This window comes from uncultured Sphingomonas sp., assembly GCF_964021865.1.
In the GTDB taxonomy this organism is placed as follows: Bacteria; Pseudomonadota; Alphaproteobacteria; order Sphingomonadales; family Sphingomonadaceae; genus Sphingomonas.
In genome coordinates, this window is sequence record NZ_CAXIAM010000030.1 from 18393 (window position 1) to 39254 (window position 20862).

General features: G+C 68.3%; 19 protein-coding genes. 10 read left to right on the forward strand and 9 right to left on the reverse strand.

Features of this window, described 5'->3' with window-relative positions:
• The first annotated feature begins 8 nt into the window (after window positions 1-8).
• Window positions 9-2213 (forward strand): BamA/TamA family outer membrane protein, encoded by a 2205-nt coding sequence (locus AADI75_RS09610; protein ID WP_341208812.1) that lies wholly within the window; start codon window positions 9-11, stop codon window positions 2211-2213.
• Complete coding sequence (locus AADI75_RS09615) at window positions 2213-6442, forward strand: translocation/assembly module TamB domain-containing protein (protein ID WP_341208813.1); 4230 nt, start codon at window positions 2213-2215, stop codon at window positions 6440-6442. The genes AADI75_RS09610 and AADI75_RS09615 overlap by 1 nt, the downstream gene beginning before the upstream one ends.
• A gap of 593 nt (window positions 6443-7035) precedes the next feature.
• Here the strand turns inward: AADI75_RS09615 and AADI75_RS09620 are convergent.
• Window positions 7036-7242: a hypothetical protein gene (locus AADI75_RS09620; protein ID WP_341208814.1), complete on the reverse strand. Its 207-nt coding sequence runs from the start codon at window positions 7240-7242 to the stop codon at window positions 7036-7038.
• Between the two features lie 18 nt (window positions 7243-7260).
• Here AADI75_RS09620 and AADI75_RS09625 point away from each other — a divergent pair, with 18 nt between their 5' ends.
• The 3 genes from AADI75_RS09625 to AADI75_RS09635 are packed head-to-tail and all read left to right on the forward strand — an operon-like array spanning window position 7261 to window position 11008.
• Entirely contained in the window at window positions 7261-8211 is a 951-nt protein-coding gene (locus AADI75_RS09625; protein ID WP_341208815.1) for an EAL domain-containing protein, read from the forward strand.
• A complete protein-coding gene (locus AADI75_RS09630; RefSeq protein WP_341208816.1) occupies window positions 8208-10580 on the forward strand; it encodes an ATP-binding protein in 2373 nt (790 codons plus the stop codon). The genes AADI75_RS09625 and AADI75_RS09630 overlap by 4 nt, the downstream gene beginning before the upstream one ends.
• Window positions 10581-10621: 41 nt before the next feature.
• On the forward strand, window positions 10622-11008 hold the full coding sequence (locus AADI75_RS09635; protein ID WP_028965295.1) for a response regulator: 387 nt from the start codon (window positions 10622-10624) through the stop codon (window positions 11006-11008).
• Between the two features lie 8 nt (window positions 11009-11016).
• Here the strand turns inward: AADI75_RS09635 and AADI75_RS09640 are convergent, their stop codons facing one another.
• Window positions 11017-11856 carry a methyltransferase domain-containing protein gene (locus tag AADI75_RS09640; RefSeq protein WP_341208817.1) on the reverse strand — a complete coding sequence of 280 codons (840 nt, stop codon included), beginning with the start codon at window positions 11854-11856 and terminating at the stop codon, window positions 11017-11019.
• Between the two features lie 48 nt (window positions 11857-11904).
• Between AADI75_RS09640 and AADI75_RS09645 the strand changes: the two genes are divergently transcribed.
• From AADI75_RS09645 to AADI75_RS09655, 3 genes are read left to right on the forward strand one after another with little or no spacing between them, the layout of a single operon-like run.
• Window positions 11905-12633 (forward strand): ComF family protein, encoded by a 729-nt coding sequence (locus AADI75_RS09645; RefSeq protein WP_341208818.1) that lies wholly within the window; start codon window positions 11905-11907, stop codon window positions 12631-12633.
• A 31-nt stretch (window positions 12634-12664) separates the two neighbouring features.
• Window positions 12665-12922, forward strand: coding sequence for a glutaredoxin 3 (gene grxC, locus AADI75_RS09650; protein ID WP_341208819.1), 258 nt, complete (start codon window positions 12665-12667; stop codon window positions 12920-12922).
• A 7-nt stretch (window positions 12923-12929) separates the two neighbouring features.
• Window positions 12930-13355, forward strand: coding sequence for a DUF1178 family protein (locus tag AADI75_RS09655; RefSeq protein ID WP_341208820.1), 426 nt, complete (start codon window positions 12930-12932; stop codon window positions 13353-13355).
• Between the two features lie 209 nt (window positions 13356-13564).
• On the opposite strand, the gene AADI75_RS09660 is transcribed toward AADI75_RS09655, so the two are convergent.
• A complete protein-coding gene (locus AADI75_RS09660) occupies window positions 13565-14227 on the reverse strand; it encodes an HAD-IA family hydrolase (RefSeq protein WP_341208821.1) in 663 nt (220 codons plus the stop codon).
• Window positions 14224-15882 (reverse strand): 2-isopropylmalate synthase, encoded by a 1659-nt coding sequence (gene leuA / locus AADI75_RS09665; protein WP_341208822.1) that lies wholly within the window; start codon window positions 15880-15882, stop codon window positions 14224-14226. Before leuA ends, AADI75_RS09660 begins: the two co-directional genes overlap by 4 nt.
• Before the next feature lie 240 nt (window positions 15883-16122).
• Here leuA and AADI75_RS09670 point away from each other — a divergent pair, with 240 nt between their 5' ends.
• Window positions 16123-16512 carry a BLUF domain-containing protein gene (locus AADI75_RS09670; protein ID WP_341208823.1) on the forward strand — a complete coding sequence of 130 codons (390 nt, stop codon included), beginning with the start codon at window positions 16123-16125 and terminating at the stop codon, window positions 16510-16512.
• A 67-nt stretch (window positions 16513-16579) separates the two neighbouring features.
• Entirely contained in the window at window positions 16580-16945 is a 366-nt protein-coding gene (locus AADI75_RS09675) for a hypothetical protein (protein WP_341208824.1), read from the forward strand.
• Between the two features lie 36 nt (window positions 16946-16981).
• On the opposite strand, the gene AADI75_RS09680 is transcribed toward AADI75_RS09675, so the two are convergent.
• The 5 genes from AADI75_RS09680 to AADI75_RS09700 all read right to left on the reverse strand — a co-directional run.
• The gene (locus AADI75_RS09680; protein ID WP_341208825.1) at window positions 16982-17599 is read right to left on the reverse strand and encodes a YceI family protein; all 618 of its coding nucleotides are present in this window, start codon (window positions 17597-17599) and stop codon (window positions 16982-16984) included.
• A 95-nt stretch (window positions 17600-17694) separates the two neighbouring features.
• Window positions 17695-18420, reverse strand: a complete 726-nt coding sequence (locus AADI75_RS09685; protein WP_341208826.1) for a hypothetical protein — start codon at window positions 18418-18420, stop codon at window positions 17695-17697.
• Window positions 18421-18725: 305 nt separating this feature from the next.
• Entirely contained in the window at window positions 18726-19745 is a 1020-nt protein-coding gene (ilvC, locus tag AADI75_RS09690; protein WP_341208827.1) for a ketol-acid reductoisomerase, read from the reverse strand.
• 132 nt (window positions 19746-19877) lie between these two features.
• Window positions 19878-20393, reverse strand: a complete 516-nt coding sequence (ilvN, locus tag AADI75_RS09695; RefSeq protein WP_028965305.1) for an acetolactate synthase small subunit — start codon at window positions 20391-20393, stop codon at window positions 19878-19880.
• A 187-nt stretch (window positions 20394-20580) separates the two neighbouring features.
• On the reverse strand, window positions 20581-20862 hold a 282-nt coding region (locus AADI75_RS09700; RefSeq protein ID WP_341208828.1), incomplete at its 5' end, for a thiamine pyrophosphate-dependent enzyme.

The following is a 20862-nucleotide window of genomic DNA, read 5'->3' on the forward strand; positions in this document are numbered from 1 at the left end:
CGTTGTTCTTGGTTTTTTCGGTTCGTCATTCCCGTCTGCTCCTGGCCAGCGCCGGGTTTGCGTTGATCGCCGGACAGGCGCAGGCCCAGATCCAGACGCCCGGCACCGCCCCGGCGCAGGGGCCGGACGCGCCGCGCGACACGCCGCCGGCCGTCGATCCGCAAGGGGATGCGCCGATCGTTCCCGACGCGGAGTTCGACAAGGCGCTGCCCCCGCTTTCGAGCGACATCAACGCGCCGCTCGAGCCAATGCCCGCCGATACCGCCGCACCTGCGACCACGCCCGCCGCCGACGCCGCCGCGCAGCAACCGATCACCCCCGGCACGCTGCCGCCGCCGCCCGCGCCCGACCCCGTGCTGGCGCAACCGCTCGAACCGCTATCGACCTTCAACACCGAGCCGCTGCGCTCGGTCGCGGACGTGGAGGACGAGGACGCGCCCGACATCCGCTACGCCAGCGAGGTCCGCGGGCTCGACCCGCTCGGGCTGACCGACGAGTTCAATTCGCTGTCGGCGCTGCGCGAGGGCAAGGGCAAGGCCGATAACGCCACGCAGGTCGCCGCGCGCGGGCGCGAGGACGAGCAGCTGGCGGTGCGGCTGATGAAGTCGCTCGGCTATTATGACGGGACCGCGATCTCGACGATCGAGACCGTCCCCGGCGGCGAGCAGAAGCTGAAAGCGATCGTTAGCGCCACGCCCGGCCAGCAATACAAGCTCGGCACGATCACGGTGAAGGCCGATCCGACCACGCCGCCCGATCTGGTCCGCCGCGAACTGCCGCTGCGCACCGGCGACCCGATCGAGGCGCTGCGCGTGCAGGGCGCGGAGGCAAACGTCAGCCTCAAGCTGCCGCAACAGGGCTATCCGTTCGTCAAGGTCGGCGAGCGCGACATCCTGCTCGACGAACAGACCGCGCGCGGCGACTATACGCTGCCGGTCGATACCGGGCCGCGCTCGTCGTTCGGCGTGCTGCGTACCGAGGGCGAGCCGGTCTTCGACCTCAAGCATCTCAACGTCTTTCCGCGCTTCGACCAGGGCGATCTGTACGACAATCGCAAGGCCGACGACCTGCGCGAGGCGCTGGTCGCGACCGGCCTGTTCAACGGCGTCGGCGTGCAGCCGGTGCGCACCGGCACGATCCTCCCCGACGGCACCGAGCAGGTCGACCTGATGGTCCGCCAGACCCGCGGGCCCGCGAAAAGCCTGTCGGGCGGCGCGGGTTTCCAGACCGGGCAGGGCGTGACGGTCGAGGGCACGTTCACCAACCGCAACCGCTTCCCGCCCGAGGGCGCGCTGATCCTCGGCGCGATCGCGGGTACGCAGCAGCAGGGGCTGTCCGCGACCTTCCGCCGCCAGAACGCCGGCAAGCGCGACCGGACGGTGACGCTGGTCGCGAGCGCGCTGCGCGCCAATTACGACGCATTCGAGGCGTTCACCGGCACGCTGTCGGGTCGGATCTCCTACGATTCCACCCCGATCTGGCAGAAGAAATTCACTTACGCTTACGGCTTCGAGCTGGTCGGCACGAACGAGAGCGTCTTCGACTTCGCCGAGAACGACCGCGTCCGCCGCACCTATGGCGTGCTCGCGTTGCCGGGGCAGGTGCAGTTCGACACCTCGGACAATCTGCTCAACCCCACCCGCGGCTATCGCCTGAAGCTCAGCCTCAGCCCGGAAACCTCGGTGCAGGGATCGGTGCGGCCCTACGGGCGCAGCCTCGTCGAGGCGACCGCTTATTATCCGGTGTCGGATAGCCTCGTGATCGCCGGTCGCGTCCGGGCCGGCAGCATCTTCGGGATCGCGCGCGACGATATCGCGCCGTCGCGGCGTTACTACGGTGGCGGCGGCGGGTCCGTGCGCGGCTACGGCTTCCAGCGGCTCGGGCCGCTCGAACCCGAAAGCTCGCTGGTGCCCGGCGACGAGGATCGCGACGAGGTGAAGGACCTGCGCCCGATCGGCGGCCGCAGCCTCAACGAATTCTCGATCGAGGCGCGCTATCGTTTCGGCAATTTCGGGATCGTGCCGTTCATCGATGGCGGCAATACGTATGAAAGCACCCTGCCGAACGGCAGCGACCTGCGCTTCGGCGCGGGCATCGGCGGGCGTTTCTACACCAATTTCGGCCCGATGCGCGTCGACGTGGCGACGCCGCTCAACCCGCGACCCGGCGATGCCAAGGTCGCGCTCTACATTTCGATCGGGCAGGCGTTCTGATGACTGACGACACGCTGGCAACGGGCGAGGGCACGTTCGCGGCGGAGCGCCGCCCGTTGTGGCTGCGCATCCTGAAGTGGATCGGCATCGCGATCCTCGCGCTGCTGCTGCTGGTCGTGGCGATCGTGCTGGGGATCAACACCGATCCCGGCCGCCGTTTCGTCGCCGACCAGATCGGCGGCTACACCACCGCCTCGGGGCTTAACATCAAGGTCGGGCGGATCGACGGCTCGCTGTACGGTCGGATGCGGCTCAGCGACGTGCGCGTCAGCGACCCCAAGGGCGTATTCCTCACCTCGCCGCGTCTCGACGTCGACTGGCGACCGTTCGCGTTCGTCAACAACCATGTCGACGTGCGCGCGGTATCCAGCCAACTCATCACCTTACGCCGTAACCCCGAGCTGAAGCCCTCGACTGAGCCAACCGATCCCAACGCGCCGCTGCTCCCCGATCTCGATATCGACATCAACCGGTTGCAGGTCGCGCGTTTCGTCATGGAGCCGGCGGTATCGGGCGCACGGCACATCGCACGCTTCGACGGGCAGGCGCACATCGCCGATCGCCGAGCGCAATTGCAGGTCGATGCGGTCGCGCTGCGCGGGCCCGGCGTCGCCGGCGGCGATGTTGCGCGCGTGAGGATCGACGCGGTGCCCGACGACAACAAGCTCGATGTCGACGTGCGCCTCACCGCCCCGGCGGGCGGGATGGTCGCGCAGCTCGGCGGGCTGAAGGCGCCGCTGACCGCGACGGTGACCGGCCGCGGTAGCTGGGCATCGTGGCAGGGGCGCGCGCTCGCCACGCTCGGCGGCGGGCAGCTCGCCGACCTCGCGCTCACCGCGCGCAACGGCCATTTCGAGGTGCGCGGCCCAACGCGCCCTGGCCTCTATCTCGAAGGTCCGGTCGAGCGGCTGACCGCCCCGGCGCTTCAGGTCGCCGCCGACGTCACGCTCGGCGAGCGCAGCGCCGACACGCGGATCAAGCTGACCTCGAGCGCGCTGGCGGTCGATGCGGGCGGGATGCTCGACCTCAAGAACAGCCGCTTCGGCAATTTCGCGGTCGATGCCAGATTGCTGACCCCCGGCGCGATCGCCCCCAACGTCCGCGGCCGCGACGTGCTGGCGCGCGTCGTGCTGAATGGCGCGTTCGCGACCCCGACCGTCGACTATAAGGTCCGCGCCACCTCGCTCGGGTTCGGCGATCTGCGCGTCGAGAACCTGTATGCCGAGGGGCTGGCGCGCGTGAACAGCGACCGCATCCTCGTGCCGGTCCATGCGCGCGCCAAGCGGATCGCCGGGCTCAACCCGGCGCTCGGCGGGCTGACCACCAACGCGCGCGTCGACGGCGATCTCGCGATCCAGATGCCCAACATCCTGTCGGACAATCTGCGCATCCGCTCCGACACGATCGACGCCACCGCGATCATCGCCGCCAATATGCAGACCGGCCGCTACACCGGCGGGTTGCAGGGGCGCGTCAATAACTTCCGCGTCGACAGCGTCGGTATCCTCAACATCCAGACCGACGCCAAGCTGGTCCCCGGCGCGCGCGGCGGGTTCGGGATCACCGGCCGCGTCGCGGTCCAGACGAAGCAATTGTTCAACGAGGGCGCACGCAATTTCCTCGGCGGCAATGCGGTGCTCAGCACGCGCTTCGGCTATTCGCCCGAGGGGGTCGTCACCTTCGAGAGCCTGAAGATGAACGCGCCGCAATTCCGCATCACCCGCGGGCAGGGGCGGTTCGATCCCGCGAGCGGCGCGCTGCTTGTTGATGCCGATGCCTATTCGACGCAATATGGCCCGCTGTTCGCGCGCGTCATCGGCTCGGCGACCGCGCCGGTCGTGCGGCTGCGCGCCCCGCGGCCCGGCGTCGGGATCGGGCTCGCCAACCTCGACGCGCGTGTCGTCGGGCGCGGCGGGTCGTATCAGGTCAATGCGACCGGTGGCACCAACTATGGTCCGTTCAACGCCGACGTGCTGGTGACGCCGGGCAAGCAGCTCGCCGTCGATATCCGCCGCGTGTTGTTCGCCGGCGTCCAGTTCGCGGGGCGCGTCGTCCAGACCGCCGCCGGGCCGTTCGCCGGGCAGGTGCGCTTCAACGGTCAGGGTCTCAACGGCCTTGCGACGCTGGGTGCGGTGGGCAAGTATCAGCGCGCCAGCGTCAACGCGCGCGCGCTCGCCGCAAAGATCCCGGGGGCGGTCGACTTCACGATCGGCCGCGCGCTCATCAACGCCGATGTCGTGCTCTACGACAAGCCACAGGTGCGCGTCGACGCGCAGATCGCCGACATGCGTTACGGGGCGACCGTGATCGAGGCCGGGCGCGTGCGCGTGAACTACGCCAATGGCAGCGGAACCGCGCAGGCGCTGCTGACCGGCTCGAACAGCGTGCCGTTCCGCCTCGCGGCCAATGCACGACTGTCGCCGTCGCAATATCTCGTGGCGCTGCAAGGCGCGGCCAATGGTGTCAACTTCCGCACCGCTTCCCCGGCCCGCATCGTCCCTGACGGCAAGGGTTACCGCCTCGATCCGGCCCGTCTCGACTTCGACAAGGGTTCGATGCGGCTGGCGGGCAAGTTCGGCGGCGGCGCCACCGCGGCACAGCTCCGTCTCGACCGGCTCGACCTGGCCTTGCTCAACGCGCTCGTCCCCAATCTCGGGCTCGGCGGGCAGGCGACCGGCAGCGTCGATTACGTGCAGGAGGCCGGTCAGGCGTTCCCGCGCGCCGATGCACGCGTCAACATCGCCAACTTCACCCGCTCCAGCCTCACCTCGGTGTCCGAACCGGTCGACGTCGTCTTCCAGGGCCGGCTGACCAGCGCGGCGGGCGAAGGGCGTGCCCTCATCAAGCGCGGCGGCACCTCGGTCGGCCGGATGGTCGCGACGCTGACGCCGAGCGGCAGCGGGAGCTGGACCACGCGGCTGATGCAGGGGCCGCTGTCGGGCGGCATCCGCTACAACGGGCCGTCAGGCGTGCTGTTCAGCCTCGCCGGGCTCGCCGAGCAGCAATTGTCGGGCCCGATCGCGATCGCGGCGGACTTCGGCGGGACGGTCGGCGCGCCGCGCATCAACGGCCTGATCCGCGCCGACAATCTCACCTATACCAACGAGACCTATGGCACGCGCCTGACCAACATGCGGATCGGCGCGCGTTTCAACAACGACCGGCTGGAGCTGACGCAGCTGCAGGCCAAGGCCGGCGAGGGCACCGTACAAGCGCAAGGTAACGTCAGCCTCGCCGCGGCGCAGGGCTTCCCGCTCGACGTACGGGTGGCGATGCGCAATGCGCGGCTCGCCAAGTCCGACGCGCTCGGCGCAACCGCGACCGGCGATATTCGGATCCAGAACAATGCGAGCGGTGGGCTGATCTCGGGCGACATCCGCGTCCCCAACGCCCGCTATGAGATCATCCGCCAGGGCGCGGCCGAGGTGCCCGAACTGACCGGCATCCGCCGCAAGAGCGATACGCCGCCGCCTGCGAAACCGACCGATCGGCCGGCAGCCCCGGCGGTCGGGCTGTTCAAGCTCGACCTGCGCGTCCACGCCGACAATCAGTTGTTCGTCTCCGGCATGGGGCTGGAGAGCGAATGGTCGATGGACCTGCGGATCGGCGGCACGAGCGCGGCGCCGACGATCAGCGGCGGGCTCGACCTGGTCCGCGGCACCTATTCGTTCGCGGGCAAGCGCTTCGAGGTGTCGCGCGGGCAGGTGCGGTTCCGCGGCGGCGCGGCGCTCACCGATCCGGACATCAACATCCTCGCCACCACCAGCAACGATGGCGTGACCTTCAACATCAACATCACGGGCACCGGGCAGCGCCCGCAGATCGCCTTTACCTCGACCCCGTCGCTCCCGCAGGACGAGGTGCTCAGCCGCCTGCTGTTCGGCACCAATCCGGAGAACCTGTCGGCGACCGAGGCATTGCAGCTCGCCTCCGCGCTCAACTCGCTGCGCGGGTCGGGCGGCGGGCTCAACCCGCTCGGTAAGCTGCGTTCGGCGACCGGGTTCGACCGGCTGCGCATCCTGGGCGCGGACGAGGCGAGCGGGCGCGGTTCGGCGCTGGCGGCGGGCAAGTATCTGACGAACGATATCTATATCGAGATCGTCACCGACGCCCGCGGCTTCACCGCCACCCAGCTCACGATCGCGCTGACCAAGTCGATCAGCCTGTTGTCGCAGGCCGGCTCGTTTGGCGGCTCGAACGTCCAGCTCCGCTACTCGCGAGACTGGTAACGCCGACCGACCTAGCGTCGCCCCGGACATGATCCGGGGCGACGCCCGTTCTTGGCGACCGCAAGAAGCGGAGTCGCGGATCAGGTCTGGGATAACGAACAGCGACCCGCCGGCGCCATAATCCCGAACGGCGGCAGACGATCATCTGGAAATAAAGAGATGTGCCGGGAGCACCTCGACGGCCGCGGCTCGCTGGCCGGATCACCCACATCCGCGCGGGCGGCCCGCGCGACGCTTCATCGCTGGTTCGGCGGTCCAGCCACAGGCTGGACCGCCGCTGGAATTACCAGGGCTTGACGACGATACCGACGGCAAGCGCGACGATGAAAGCGATCATGGGTCTCTCTCCCTTATGTGACCCCCCGAAGGGTGACTTCTTCTTAATGGAACGTTAGGCAAGGCTCAATGGCGTTAACCCTTTATTCACCATCAACCGCGACGACTTAAGTCATTCTTCAAGAGTGAGTTCTACCAACAGCAAGGAAATGGCCAGCCTGTACCATCTTGCTCCGCTGACGCCGCGTGACGGCAGCACCGTGCCAATGGCGCGGCAGCAAGGGTGCGTATTGGTAAAAGTGACCAATTACCGTGCTTTACGCCGCGATATCGGTGTAGAGGCGATCGGTCGGATGATGCGGGATATGGCGGCGCGCCTGCTCGTGGCGCTGCCGGACGCGATGGTCGAGCCGCTCGGGCGCGATGTGATCGAGGTGGGCTTCTCCGTCGCCGAGCCGGCGGCGTTGGCGCAGATCGTGGTGGAATGTCGCGCGATTTGCGGCGTCCCAATTCGGGTCAATCAAATTTCCTGCTTACCCGAAATGGCGATCGCCGGCGCCTGCGCGCCCGCCGATGGCGATCCGACGCTGCTGATCGAACGCGCCGAGTCCGCGCTGACCGAAGCGGAAGCGGCCGCTACCCCGCGCGCGCGGATCACCGGCGCCATCGAGGAGACCGTCGTCGCGGAGATCGACCGCGCGCTCGATCGCGGCGAGATGGTGCTTCATTACCAGCCAAAGGTGCATATTCGACGCCAGGCGATCGATTGCGTCGAAGCACTAGTGCGCTGGCAACATCCGCAGCGCGGACTGGTGCTCCCTGGTCACTTCATTCCCGCCACCGAACGGGCGCAGCGGATGCAGCGGCTGACGTTGTGGACGATCGAGCAATCGATCATCGATCAGCGTGCGCTGCGGGCGAAGGGCCACGATCTGCGGATCTTCATCAACATTTCCGGCCATCTGCTCGCCGATGCCGATTTCGTGCGGCTCGCCTGCGCCTGCATCACCGCTGCGCCCGACGCGCGGCTGGGCTTCGAGGTGACCGAAACCTCGGTGATCCGCGACCCCGGTGCCGCGATCACGCATCTTCGCGACTTCGATCGCATCGGCGTGCGCATTTCGATCGACGATTATGGCGCGGGCCTGTCGAGCCTGGCCTATCTGAAGCAGCTTCCGGCGTGTGAGCTGAAGATCGACAAATTGTTCATCACCCAGCTCACCAGCTCGAATCGCGATCCGCTGATCGTGCGCTCGACGATCGATCTCGCCCATGCGCTCGACATGGAAGTCGTTGCGGAGGGGGTGGAGACGCAGGCGGCGCTCGCGCTGTTGTCAGTGATGGGGTGCGACATGGCGCAAGGATATTTGATCAGCCCGGCGCTGGCGCTGGCGCCGCTCGCCGCCTTCCTCGCCGCCGAGCAGCACCGTCAGGCGACGCAGGACGTGCGCGGCTCATTCACGCGCCGCGCCGCCGGGTGGAAACGCGGATGATCGCGGCGGCGCGGATCGTGCTCGGCGCCATCCTCGCCTCGCTGCTGGTCGGGGTCGCGCCGGCGCGGGCAGCGCCGGCCGATCCCGGCGCGATCGAACGACGCATGGCCAGCGATCCCGAATCCGCGCTCGCGATGGCACAGGCCGCGCGTGCGCGTCTGTCACCCGCAGAGTTGGGAAGCACTAATGGTGCGACGTTGTTATGGCTGGCCGGCGAGGCGCAGGTGCGGCTCGGCGATCCGCGGGCCGGGCTACGCACGCTGGCGCAGGCGCGCAGCATCGCCGTGCGCCTGCCCGCCGCCACCCGGCTGCTTGCCGACATCACCTTGTCGCAAGGCGGCGCGCTCACCGACGCCGGTCGGATCGCCGAGGCATTGTCGAGCCTGCAGCGGGCGCATCGCATGTTCGTCGCGCTGCACGATCGCCGCAGCCAGGCGCGCGCGCTGATCCTCATCGCGCTGCTCTACACCAGCGCGCAGGATCATGTGACCGCGCTCCGCTATTTCGATCAGCTCCAAGACAGCTACCCAAACGATCCCGGGCTGGCGATGGCGGTCGAAAGCGGCCGAGGCAATTCCTTGCTGTCGCTCGGCCGGTATGACGAGGCGCAGCAGGAGTTTCGCGAGGAACTGGCTGCCGCGCGCCGCCTGCGCAGCTTGCCGGTGATGGCGCAATCGCTGGGCGACCTGTCGCTCGCGCAATTGCGCGGCGGCGACGTGGCGGACGCGGCGCGCAGCGTCCAGTCTGCGCTGGCGGTCGCGCGTGTCCCCGAAGCGGCGGCGATCCGACCGCAGCTTCTGGCCGCGGCGGCGGACGTCGCGCTGCATGCGGGCGATCGTGCAGAAGCGCGCCATCTCGTCGAGCAACGTTTCGCAGGCGTCGACCTGACGCACACAATTCTCGCCGATCGGCACGCGCACGACGTCGCCTATCGCACCTTCGTCGCGAACGGCGATCCCGCCGCGGCGCTGCCGCATCTGGTGGCGGTCCAGCGACTCGACGCGCAGGCAACCGACATCGCACGCTCGACCAGTGCGGCGCTGGCGGCGGCGCGCTTCGACTACGCCAACCAGGAACTGCGGATCACGCGGCTGAAGGCGGCGGATCTGGCGCGGACGATCGCGTTCCAGCGCGCGACCGCCCGGTCGCAGCGCTTGATCCTGTACGGCGTGGTCGGTGCGACGGTGCTGATCATCGCGCTGCTGGTCGTCGGGTTGGCGCTGATCGGGCGAAGCCGCAATCGCGAACGCGCCGCCAACCGCGATCTGGCGGCGAGCAATGCGCAGCTCGAGAAGTTGTCGCGCGCCAAGACCGAATTCCTCGCCACGACCAGTCACGAGATCCGGACGCCGCTCAACGGCATCCTCGGCATGACGCAGGTGATGATCGCCGACAAGGCGCTCGAGCCGCAGGTGCGCGAGCGGCTGAATGTCGTGCATGCCGCCGGACAGACGATGCGGACGCTGGTCGACGACATCCTCGACATGGCGAAGATCGAAACCGGGCGGCTGACGCTGGAGGTCGCACCGTTCGATCTGCATGCCACGCTCGACGCGGCTGCGCGGCTATGGCGCGATCCGGCGGTCGCCAAGGGGCTGCGTTTCGAGGTCGATGTCGCGCAAGCACCGCAATGGATCGTCGGCGATGCCGCGCGGCTGCGACAGATCGTCTTCAACCTGCTGTCGAACGCGGTTAAATTCACCGAGGCCGGGGTCGTGTCGCTCCGCGTCGCGGCGGAGCACGGGCGTCTGATGATCGCGGTTACCGATCACGGCATCGGCATGGACGGCGCGACGCAACGGATCATCTTTGAATCCTTCCGCCAGGCCGATGCCAGCACGACGCGTCGCTTTGGCGGCACTGGCCTCGGCTTGTCGATCTGCCGCAATCTGGCACGCGCGATGGGTGGCGACGTGACGGTCGAGAGTCGGTTGGGGGAGGGATCGCGCTTCACGGTCGATCTGCCGCTGGTGCTCGCCGATTCACCGGCCGCCGTTGTCGAACAGGGCGGCCTGCTGATCGTCGAGCGGCAGCCGATCACGCGCGCGATGCTGCGTGCGTTGTTCGCGGCGGAGCGCATCGTCTTCTGCGATGCGGACGAGGCGATCGCGCGGATCGGCGACGTGCGGCCGGAGGGCGTGCTGGTCGATGCCGGAACATATGGTGAGGCCGCCGCAGATCTCGTCGCTCTGGTAGCGGCGGCGAACGGCGCTCCGATCGCCTTGCTCTGTGCGAAACTGGACGAGGGCAAGCGCCACGCCATGTACGCGACGGGTATCACAAATGTTATCGAAAAGCCTGTTTCCAAACGGGCGTTGGTCGACGCAATAGGTGCCATGCTCAGGCGCTCCGTTCGGGACGCTGCGTAACGGGCAGGTGGCGTTGTGCAGGAAGGGCGAACATGGCAGCGATGACGGTGCTGTTCATCGAGGATGACCGGATGAACCGCCGCGTCGTGCGCGATATGCTGGATGTCGCCGACGTCGAGATGGTCGAGGCCGAGAGCGCCGAAATCGGACTGGAACTGATCGATACGCATGACTTCGCGATCGCGTTGATCGATCTGCGGATGCCGGGCATGGACGGGCTCACGGCGATCGGTCACATCCGGGCGCGCACCGATGCCAAGGCGCGGCTGCCGATCATCGTCGTCACCGCCGACACCGCGGTCGACCTGCGCCAGCGGTGCGTCGCGGCGGGCGCGAACGACGTGATCTTCAAGCCGGTGGCGATGGACGAATTGTTCGATGCGATGGGCCGGCTGCTCGCCGAGGACGGCGACGCCGCGCTGATCTGAGCGCGCTCTTATCCCGCCGGCGGCCGCAGCGCCGCCGCCAGCGATGCCCCGGCGCTGCCGCGCCGCGCCGGCTGGGGTTGGTCGGGCGATGGCGACCACGCGGTCAGGAAGATCAGGTCGAACCGCTCCGCCGTCCGCCCGTCCGGGTCCGCGCGCGCCGCGAACGCCGCCGCCGCGCGCGCCAGCACTTCGCGGCGCAGCGGATGCCGCGTGGCGAGCACGTTGCTGCCCGCCATTCCGCGCAGATCGTCGAGCAGCCGCCCAAACGCCGCGTAGCGTACCGTCAGCGTTTCGCTGTCCGCCACGGGTAGCGTTAGGCCGGCGCGCACCAGCAGATCGCCCGCCGAGCGCAGATCGACCTGTGGGTGGAGCCGCGCCACCGGCCGCTCGCCCTCCGCCTCCCGAAGCACCGCGCGCAGCGTCGACAGGCTGTTCCCGCCGACGAACGCGCCGAGGAACAGCCCGTCCGGGCGCAATGTCCGCCGGATCAACGTCAGCGCGCCGGGCAGGTCGCCGACGCTGTCGAGCGTCCCCGCCGCGACGACCAGATCGAACGCGCCGTCCGCGAACGGCAGTCGGTCTTCGTCGCCCTGCACGCCGCCCGCCGCGCGCGCGAACGCGAAACCCGGATCGAACCGCGCGACCCGTGCCCCGGCGGGGGGCACGAACGACGCATCGAAACAGCCGAGATCGAGCACGTCGGTGAAGTCGCGCTTCACCGCGCCCAGCCGGTCGACGATCCCCTCGATCATCGCGGCGCGCAGAAAATCGTGGTCGGCATAGCCGCTGGCGACACGGTCGCGGCGAAGGCGGCGCGCGGCGCGATCGAAGATGTCGGGGGAGGCCATGATGCGCGTGGCTTGTGCCCGTTCGCGGCCCGCGCCACAAGGTCGGCCGTGCCGCCCCGCCTGCTCCTGCCCGGCCTGCTCGACCTCGTGCTTCCGCCGCGCTGCCCGGGGTGCGGCGCGACCGTTGCGGGGCATGGGCGGTTTTGCGCCTGCTGCTGGTCGAGCCTGCGCTTCCTGGGTCCGCCCTGGTGCGCGGGCTGCAACCTTCCGTTCGCGTTCGATCGTGGCGAGGGCGCGCTGTGCGCCTCCTGTCTCGCCGATCTGCCCGGCCACGCCGGCGTCCGCGCGGCGGGCGCTTATGGCGAGGTGGCGCGCACCGTCGCGCTGCGGCTCAAATATGGCGCGCGTCCCTTCTATGCCGCGACGATGGCCGCCCTGATGCTGCGCCATGTGCCACCGGACGCGACGCGGCTGATCCCGGTGCCGCTGCATCGCCGCCGGTTATGGTCCCGCGGGTATAATCAGGCGGCACTGATCGCGACGGCGCTGGGCAAGCGCGCGGACCTGCCTGTCGACCTGCATGCGCTGCAACGCCACCGTGCGACCCCGCCGCTCCGCGATCGCTCCGCGCGCGAGCGGCGCGCGACGGTCGCGGGCGCCTTCCGGCTGACCGAGCGGGGCCGCGGCTCCATCAAGGGTGCGTCGCTGGTGCTGATCGACGACGTCTACACCAGCGGTGCGACCGCCGAGGCGTGCGTGAAGGTGCTGCGCGCCGGGGGCGCGGCGTCGGTGACGATCCTCGCCTGGGCGCGGGTGATCGAGCGCGCAAGCGATTGACAGTACCGGTCGCCGCCCACACCTAGGGGCGATGGCAAAGGTAGAGATCTACACCAAGGCATTCTGTCCCTATTGCGCGCGCGCGATGAACCTGCTGGCGTCGAAGGACGTCGCGGTGGAAGAGACGGATATCGGCATGAACACCGCCAAGCGCGGCGAGATGATCGAGCGCGCCGGCGGTCGCACCACCGTTCCACAAATTTTCATCGACGGCACGCACGTCGGCGGCTCCGACGATCTCGCCGCGCTGGAACGCGCGGGCAAGCTCGACGCGCTGCTCGGCCGCTGACGATGCGATGATCGTCTTCGACCTGCGATGCGCGCGCGACGGGCATGTGTTCGAGGCGTGGTTCGCGTCGTCGGCTGCCTATGACGACCAGCGCACAGCCGGGTTGCTGGAATGCCCGTCATGTGGCGCGGCGGATGTCGAAAAGGCAGTGATGGCGCCGAACGTCGCGCCCAAGGGCAACCGCGGCGTGGCACCGGCGGAGGCCAAGGCGCTGCTCGCCAAGGTTGCCGAGGCGCAGCGCCGCGCGCTTGCCGGATCGCGCTGGGTCGGTGGCGATTTCGCCGCCGAGGCACGCGCGATGCACGTCGGCGACAAGCCCGACGCGCCGATCCACGGTCAGGCGAGCCTCGCCGACGCGAAGCAACTCGCGGAGGAGGGCGTGCCGATCGCCCCGCTTCCGCTGCCGGTCACGCCGCCGGAGACGGTGAACTGAGTAACGCCGGGACAGGCGCAAACAGCGCCCGTTCGTGCCAAAGCACAGGTTCCTCAACACGCCTGTCGACAAGCTAAGGGCGAACGGTAGTTGTCGGCCTGCCCCGCGGCAGGAAGCAGCAGGCGGGCTGAAGCCATCATCCCGTATTCGCTTCCGCCGCTGCCTTTCAACGCGCCATTCCCGCCTTCGCGGAAATGACAGAAGAGGGTTCAGTTCGCCGCCACTACTCGTTCGTGCAGCAACAAAGCGCCGTCGTCCGCAACCTCGACCGACAGCGCGCGATAATCCTCGACGCTGCCATGCGCCGTCTCCAGCGGCTGATGATGCGTCGTGGTGATGACCATCACGTCCGCGCCCGCGGCCTCGCCCGCCGCGATCCCGGCCGGCGCATCTTCCCACACGAGACAGTCGCGCGCCGCCACGCCCAACCGTTCGGCGGCAAGCAGGAAGCAGTCGGGCGCAGGCTTGCCGCGTTCGATATCGTCGGCGGTCACCATCACCGCCGGCGCTGCCAGCCCGGCCGCGCGCAACCGCACCTCCGCGAGCGAGCGCGGCGCCGAAGTGACGATCGCCCAACGATCCGCCGGCAGTGCGCGCGTGAACGCCGCGGCCCCCGCGATCGCGACGACATCGGCGACATCGTCGATCTCGGCCTGCAACAGCGCCTCGAACTCCGCCTGGTGATCGACGCCGGGTGGCGCGAAGCGGCGGATCGTCTCGATCGCGCGGACGCCGTGCATCACCGCCATCAACGCGTCGACATCGATCGCGTGCCGCTGTGCCCATGCCGTCCACGCGCGAATGGCCGAGGGGATGCTGTTGATCAGCGTCCCGTCCATGTCGAACAGGAAGGCGGCATAACGGCGCGTCATGCGCGGTTCGCCGCGGAGAGGACGGCGCGGACGCTGGCGGTGGCGATATCGCCGTCGATCCCGACGCCCCATACCGTCCGCCCGTCGCCGGTGCGGCATTCGAGATAGGCGACCGCCTGCGCCGTCGCGCCATGCCCGATCGCATGTTCGCTATAGTCGACGACGTCGAGATCGGGCCCGGTGCTGTCGGCCAGTGCGGCGATCACGCCCGAGATCAGGCCATTGCCGCGTCCCGATAGCGAGCGTTCCTCGCCGTCGATCGCGACGCGCCCGACGAACACGCGCTCGCCGGTTGCGCCGGTTTCCTCGTAATCGCGTAGCACGAACCGGTCGCCACTGCCGGGCAGATACGCTCGCTCGAACGCACCCCAGATGTCCGCGGCGTTCAGCTCGCGGCTGCTCTCGTCGGCGAGCGCCTGAACATGGCGGCTGAAATCGGCCTGCATTCGCTTGGGCAGCTTCAGCCCCTTGTCCTGTTCCAGCACCCAGGCGACGCCACCCTTGCCGCTCTGCGAGTTGACCCGGATCACCGCCTCATAGCTGCGGCCGAGATCGGCGGGGTCGATCGGCAGGTACGGCACTTCCCACAAGGTGTCGTTGCGCGCCGCCTGCGCGGCGAAGCCCTTCTTGATCGCGTCCTGATGGCTGCCGGAGAAAGCGGTGAACACCAGATCGCCCGCATAAGGCGTGCGCGGATGCACCGGAATGTTCGTCGCATATTCGACCGTCTTCACGATCTCGTCGATGTTCGACAGGTCGAGCTGCGGGTCGGTCCCTTGCGTGTACATGTTAAGCGCGACGGTCACGAGATCGCAATTGCCGGTCCGCTCGCCGTTACCGAGCAGGCAGCCCTCGACACGGTCCGCGCCCGCCATCAGCCCCAGCTCGGCGGCGGCGACCCCGGTGCCACGGTCGTTGTGGGTGTGGAGCGAGATCACCACCATCTCCCGGTTCGGGATGTTGCGCCCGAACCATTCGATCTGGTCGGCATAGACGTTCGGCGTCGCGCATTCGACGGTCGCGGGCAGGTTGAGGATGATCGGCGCGTCGGCGGTCGGGCGCAGCACCTCCATCACCGCCGCGCAAACCTCGACCGAGAAGTCCAGCTCGGCGGTAGAGAAGGTCTCCGGCGAATATTCGAATTGCCAGCGCGTGTTCGGGCGTTTGGCAGCCTCGTCACGCAGCACCTTCGCGCCCTCGATCGCGATGTTCTTGATCTCCTCGCGCGTCATGCCGAACACGATCTTCCGCCACGCCGGGCTGACCGCATTGTACATGTGCACGATCGCCGTCTTGGCGCCGTCCAGGCTTTCGAAACTGCGTTCGATCAGGTCGCGGCGTGATTGCGTCAGCACCTGGATCGATACGTCCTCTGGAATACGGCCATCGCGCACCAGCCCGCTGATGAAATCGAACTCGGTCGCGCCCGCGCTCGGGAAGCCGACCTCGATCTCCTTCAACCCCACCTTCACCAGCAGGTCGAAGAAACGCGTCTTTTTCTCGGCGTCCATCGGGTCGATCAGCGCCTGATTGCCGTCGCGCAGATCGGTCGATAGCCAGCGCGGCGTGCGCGTGATCGTGTTCGACGGCCAGCGGCGGTCGGGCAGGTCGACGGTCGGGAAGGGACGGTATTTCTGACTCGGGTCGCGCAACATCACGGGGCTCTCTTGTGCAGGAGCATCAGGGAAGGTCGGAACAGCCCTTAGGCGCGTCGCGCGTGCGATGCACGCGTCGGCAGGTTCGCGCCTAAGGGCGCGTAAGTCGCAGAAGCAGGGCCGGGTCGCGCGTCATTGCGGCCGTGCCTACCCCGCGAGACCGCCCACTGTCCAGTGCGGTGATCCGGTTGAGGAAAAAGCAAGGTTTAGCGGTCATTTACGGCGCGTACGGGAGTTTGCATGTTACAGATCGTCTATATCAGCACGGCAACAGGCACGGTCGACACTGCCGCAATTCTGGCCACTTCACGCCGTAACAACGCGCGCGATGGTCTGACCGGCCTCCTCTATACCAACGGCAAGCGCTTCCTGCAGGTGCTCGAGGGCGATCCTGCGAATGTAGAGCGGGCGCTGGCGCGGATCGATGCCGACCCGCGGCATCGCGCGATGGTGGTGCTTTCGTCGCGCGATGTGAGCGCACGCGAGTTCGGGGCGTGGGCGATGGCCGAACGTGTCGCGGGGGACGATGCCGATGCCTTCGTCGCGCGGGTCCGTGCGCTGATCGCGCAGGCGGCGCCCTCGGTGCGCGCGACTTTCGACGGCTTCGTCCAGCTCCACCGCGCCGCCTGAGATCATTGCTTGCCCGCCGCTCGGCACGGCGCGATAACCTCCCACGCAACAAAGGGGGGAGGGTGACATGCGCACGATCATCATGGCCGCCGCGCTCGCAGCGGCGGCTGCGAGCGTCGCGTCGGCCGCCGAGACGGGCGACTATGGACCCGCGCTGCGACGGATGCTGACCGAGACCGCAGCCGGGCGCTGCTCCGACGATCTGATGGCCGAGCCGTTGCTGTCCGCCTGCCGCGCGCAATTGCCGCAGATGCAGCCTGGCCTGACGGCGCTCGGCGCAGTGGGCGACCTGTCCTTCATCAAGGCCGAAGGCGACGGCGACACGCGAGTCGAAACCTATGCGGTCAAATTCGCGGGCGGGACGACCGGGATCTGGAGCATCGGGCACCGCAAGGACGGCAAGTTCGGCGCGGCCTACTCGCTCGGGCAGTAGCGTCCGGCCCCGCGTGCCGCGGGGCCGGAGCACCCGTCAGGCGGTGAACGCCGCCTGCACCGTCAGCTTGACGTTGTCGGAAACGACCGGCGCGGCATAGCCGAGGCCGAAGTCGCTGCGCTTGATCGTGCCGGTGCCGGTGAAGCCGAAGTTGACCTTCTTGCTCATCGGGTTGGTGCCCGCGCCGACGAAGGTCACGTCCAGCGCGACCGGCTTGGTCACGCCCTTGATCGTCAGGTCGCCGTTCAGCGTCGCGCGATTGGGTCCGCGCGGCGTGACCGAGGTCGAGACGAAGCGCGCGGTCGGGTTGGCGGCGGCGTCGAAGAAATCGCCCGACTTGAGGTGCTTGGCAAATTGCGCCGAGGTGGTCGACAGCTCGTCGATCGCGAAGGTCACGTCGACCTTGGTCGCGGCGGGCTTCTTCGGGTCGATCGTGATCGAGCCGCCCTGCGCGCCGAACTGCCCCTGCAGCATCGAGAAGCCCATGTGGTTGACCTCCCAGGTCACCTGCGTGTGCGCGGGATCGACCTGATAGGTGCCGGCGGCAACGCGCGCCGCCTGCGGCTGTCCGGGCTGCTGCGGGGTGGTCGCGAGCTGCGCGACGGCGGGAACCGCGAGCGTCGTGGCGAGAACGGCGGCGATGATCGGGCGCATGTGATTGATCCTCCTGTTGTGCGCGCGGTTGCACCACAGTTTCGCGTCGTTGCGAAGACGCCGTGCGCGAAACGGATCATTTCGCCGCGGAGCCGCTATTCGCCCGCGGGCTCCTGATCCGGATCGGGGCCGCCGGTGGGGATGATGTCGAAGCGGATCCGCACCCATGCGCCGATCAGTTCGGTTCCGCCCTTGCGCGGCGGGCGCACCAGGAACTGCCACGCCGCCTGCCGCAGCGCGCGGCCGATCCCGGAACCCGGCGTCTCGCCCAGCTCGCGGCAGTCCTCGACATGGAAGCGTGGCGCGGTACGGCACGCCACCATTCCCCAGCCGGTCTTGCCGCGCGGCATATAGGGTTGCGTCTCGGCGGGGCGGGGGCGGCGATACCATTCGGCGGCGTAGAGCGGCTCGCCGCCCGGCCCCAGCCCGACGGTCTGCGTATCGTCGCCGCGCCCGCTGTCACCACGCCCGTTCGCGGCCGGGCCGGCGGTGCCCTTGATCGTGCCGATGTCCGACGCGGCATAATCGACATGGTTGAGGATCATCACGCCGGGCAGATGCAGCGGCTGTTCCGGGAGCGGCGGCGCGGGCACCGGGCGCGGGGTGACAATGCGCGGCGGGGTGATTGCGCTGCGCTCCGCCGCGGCCTGCTGGCGCTCGGCCTTTTGCGTCGCGGCTTTCTGTTGCTTGGCGCCTTCGTTGCGCACGTCGAAGCTGACCAGCCGCCGCCCGTCGCCGAAATCGCCGCGCACCACCCCACCCATCGTGAGCAGCGCGAGGATGATCGCGATTGCGATACCGATCGCGAGCAGCACCGACACGACGCGGCTGCCCGTGTCTTGACGGGTCCGGTACGACGAAGCTCGGTACGTCGCCGTCCGCATCTGCGCGCGATTACAGGAGCGGCGGACGGGCGGCAATCGCCTTCGCGGTTACAAAGCGGTTAGGTGGGGTGGGTGGCGTCTTGGTGGATACGGCAATCGCAGAACGCCGGGGGCGGCCGAACCACGAGCACGCGACCCACCCCCAGCCCCTCCCTTAGAAGGGAGGGGAGCCGCCGGCTTCGCCGTGCCGGCCGCGGTTGGGCGCGTCAGGGCGCAGCTTGCTGCGTCCTGCCGCCCGGCCCTTAGTTCTTCTCCTTGTCCACCAGCTTGTTCGCGCCGATCCACGGCATCATCGCGCGCAGTTCGGCGCCGGTCTTCTCGATCGGGTGCGCCGCCGCGGCCTTGCGCGCCGCCTTCAGCTCGGGCTGCCCCGCGCGGTTGTCGAGCACGAAGTTCTTCACGAACCGGCCCGACTGGATGTCGGCCAGCACGCGCTTCATTTCCTTCTTCGTCTCGTCGGTGATGATCCGCGGACCCGTGACGATGTCGCCGTACTCGGCGGTGTTCGAGATCGAGTAGCGCATGTTCGCGATCCCGCCCTCGTACAGCAGGTCGACGATCAGCTTCGTCTCGTGCAGGCACTCGAAATACGCCATCTCCGGCGCATAGCCGGCCTCGACCAGCGTTTCGAAGCCGGCCTGGATCAGGTGGGTCACGCCGCCGCACAACACCGCCTGCTCACCGAACAGGTCGGTCTCGCATTCTTCCTTGAAGTTGGTCTCGATGATCCCCGAGCGCCCGCCGCCGACACCGCTCGCATAGGCCAGCGCAACGTCATGCGCGTTGCCGCTCGCATCCTGGTGGATCGCGATCAGGCAGGGCACGCCGCCGCCGCGCACATATTCGCTGCGCACGGTGTGGCCCGGGCCCTTGGGCGCGATCATGATGACATCGATGTCGGCGGGCGGCTCGATCAGCCCGAAGTGGACGTTGAGCCCGTGCGCGAAGGCGAGCGCGCTGCCCGGCTTCATCCGGCCCTTGATATCGTCCTCGTAGATCGCCGCCTGATGCTCGTCGGGGGCGAGGATCATCAGGATGTCGGCCCATGCCGCGGCATCCTTGGTGCTCATCACCGTGAACCCGGCGCCTTCGGCCTTCTTGGCCGTCGCCGACCCTTCGCGCAGCGCGATCGCGACATCGTTGACGCCCGAGTCGCGCAGGTTCTGCGCATGCGCATGGCCCTGCGACCCGTAACCGACGATGGCGATCTTCTTGCCAGTGATGAGATTCAGATCGGCGTCGCGATCGTAATAGACCTTCATTGCTTGCTTCCTTTCAACCGATCGTCATCCCGGCGAAGGCCGGGATCCAGAGCCGCGAACGGTGCGCTTGTGGCTCTGGACCCCGGCGTGCGCCGGGGTGACGGTAAAGAATGTGGGTGTGTTGGTGAATGCTTAGGCTGCGTCCTTGCCGCGCGCGATCGCAACGATGCCGGTGCGCGCGACCTCGATCAGCCCGACCTCGGCCATCAATTCCAGAAACTTGTCGATCTTGCTCGTGCCGCCCGTCACCTCGAACACGAAGCTGCTGGTCGTCGCATCGACCACCCGCGCGCGATAGACCTCGGCGAGCCGCAGCGCCTCGATGCGGTGGTCGCCGGTGCCGCGCACCTTGACCAGCGCCAGCTCGCGCTCGACGTGATCGCCCTCTGCGGTCAGGTCGTGGACGCGGTGGACGGGCACCAGCCGGTCGAGCTGCGCCACGATCTGCTCCAGCGTCGCCGGGCTGGCGCTGGTGACGATCGTGATCCGGCTGACCGCCTTGTCGGCGGTGATCTCGCTGACCGTCAGGCTCTCGATATTATAGCCGCGCGCGGTGAACAGCCCGGCGATCCGGGCGAGGATGCCCGGTTCGTTGTCGACGATCACCGCCAGCGTGTGGCGTTCGGCTTTCTCTTCACGGATGTGCATATAACATTCCTGACTCCCCTCCCTTTCAAGGGAGGGGCCGGGGGTGGGTTAGCGTCCTGGCGATGTACGGAGGGCGGGGGCGCACCTTGCGCCGTATCACGAGCATGCCACCCACCCCCAGCCCCTCCCTAGAGGACACCCATCAAAGTAATACTTTGATGGGACCCGACCGGAAGGGGAGCCTCGGTTAAACCAGCGCCTTGGCCTCGTCGTCCATCGTTCCGCTGACCTCATTGGCCTGCAGGATCATGTCGGTATGCGCCGCGCCGCTCGGGATCATCGGGAAGCAGTTGGCGAGCTTCGCCACCATGCAATCCACCATCACCGGACCGTCATGCGCCAGCATCGCGGCGATCCCGTCCTCCAGCTGGTCGGGCCGCTCGATGCGGATGCCCTTCCAGCCATAGGCTTCGGCCAGCTTCACGAAATCGGGCAGCGAGTCCGAATAGCTTTCGGCATAGCGGCTCTC

What these genes read in the sequence shown, in the direction of transcription:
- AADI75_RS09670 (WP_341208823.1), top strand. Translation starts at nt 16,123, where the DNA reads ATGTTACAGATCGTCTATATCAGCACGGCAACAGGCACGGTCGACACT.
- AADI75_RS09615 (WP_341208813.1), top strand. Translation starts at nt 2,213, where the DNA reads ATGACTGACGACACGCTGGCAACGGGCGAGGGCACGTTCGCGGCGGAG.
- AADI75_RS09655 (WP_341208820.1), top strand. Translation starts at nt 12,930, where the DNA reads ATGATCGTCTTCGACCTGCGATGCGCGCGCGACGGGCATGTGTTCGAG.
- AADI75_RS09640 (WP_341208817.1), bottom strand. Translation starts at nt 11,856, where the DNA reads ATGGCCTCCCCCGACATCTTCGATCGCGCCGCGCGCCGCCTTCGCCGC.
- AADI75_RS09630 (WP_341208816.1), top strand. Translation starts at nt 8,208, where the DNA reads ATGATCGCGGCGGCGCGGATCGTGCTCGGCGCCATCCTCGCCTCGCTG.
- grxC (WP_341208819.1), top strand. Translation starts at nt 12,665, where the DNA reads ATGGCAAAGGTAGAGATCTACACCAAGGCATTCTGTCCCTATTGCGCG.
- AADI75_RS09680 (WP_341208825.1), bottom strand. Translation starts at nt 17,599, where the DNA reads ATGCGCCCGATCATCGCCGCCGTTCTCGCCACGACGCTCGCGGTTCCC.
- AADI75_RS09625 (WP_341208815.1), top strand. Translation starts at nt 7,261, where the DNA reads ATGGCGATCGCCGGCGCCTGCGCGCCCGCCGATGGCGATCCGACGCTG.
- ilvC (WP_341208827.1), bottom strand. Translation starts at nt 19,745, where the DNA reads ATGAAGGTCTATTACGATCGCGACGCCGATCTGAATCTCATCACTGGC.
- AADI75_RS09675 (WP_341208824.1), top strand. Translation starts at nt 16,580, where the DNA reads ATGCGCACGATCATCATGGCCGCCGCGCTCGCAGCGGCGGCTGCGAGC.
- ilvN (WP_028965305.1), bottom strand. Translation starts at nt 20,393, where the DNA reads ATGCACATCCGTGAAGAGAAAGCCGAACGCCACACGCTGGCGGTGATC.
- AADI75_RS09660 (WP_341208821.1), bottom strand. Translation starts at nt 14,227, where the DNA reads ATGACGCGCCGTTATGCCGCCTTCCTGTTCGACATGGACGGGACGCTG.
- leuA (WP_341208822.1), bottom strand. Translation starts at nt 15,882, where the DNA reads ATGTTGCGCGACCCGAGTCAGAAATACCGTCCCTTCCCGACCGTCGAC.
- AADI75_RS09635 (WP_028965295.1), top strand. Translation starts at nt 10,622, where the DNA reads ATGACGGTGCTGTTCATCGAGGATGACCGGATGAACCGCCGCGTCGTG.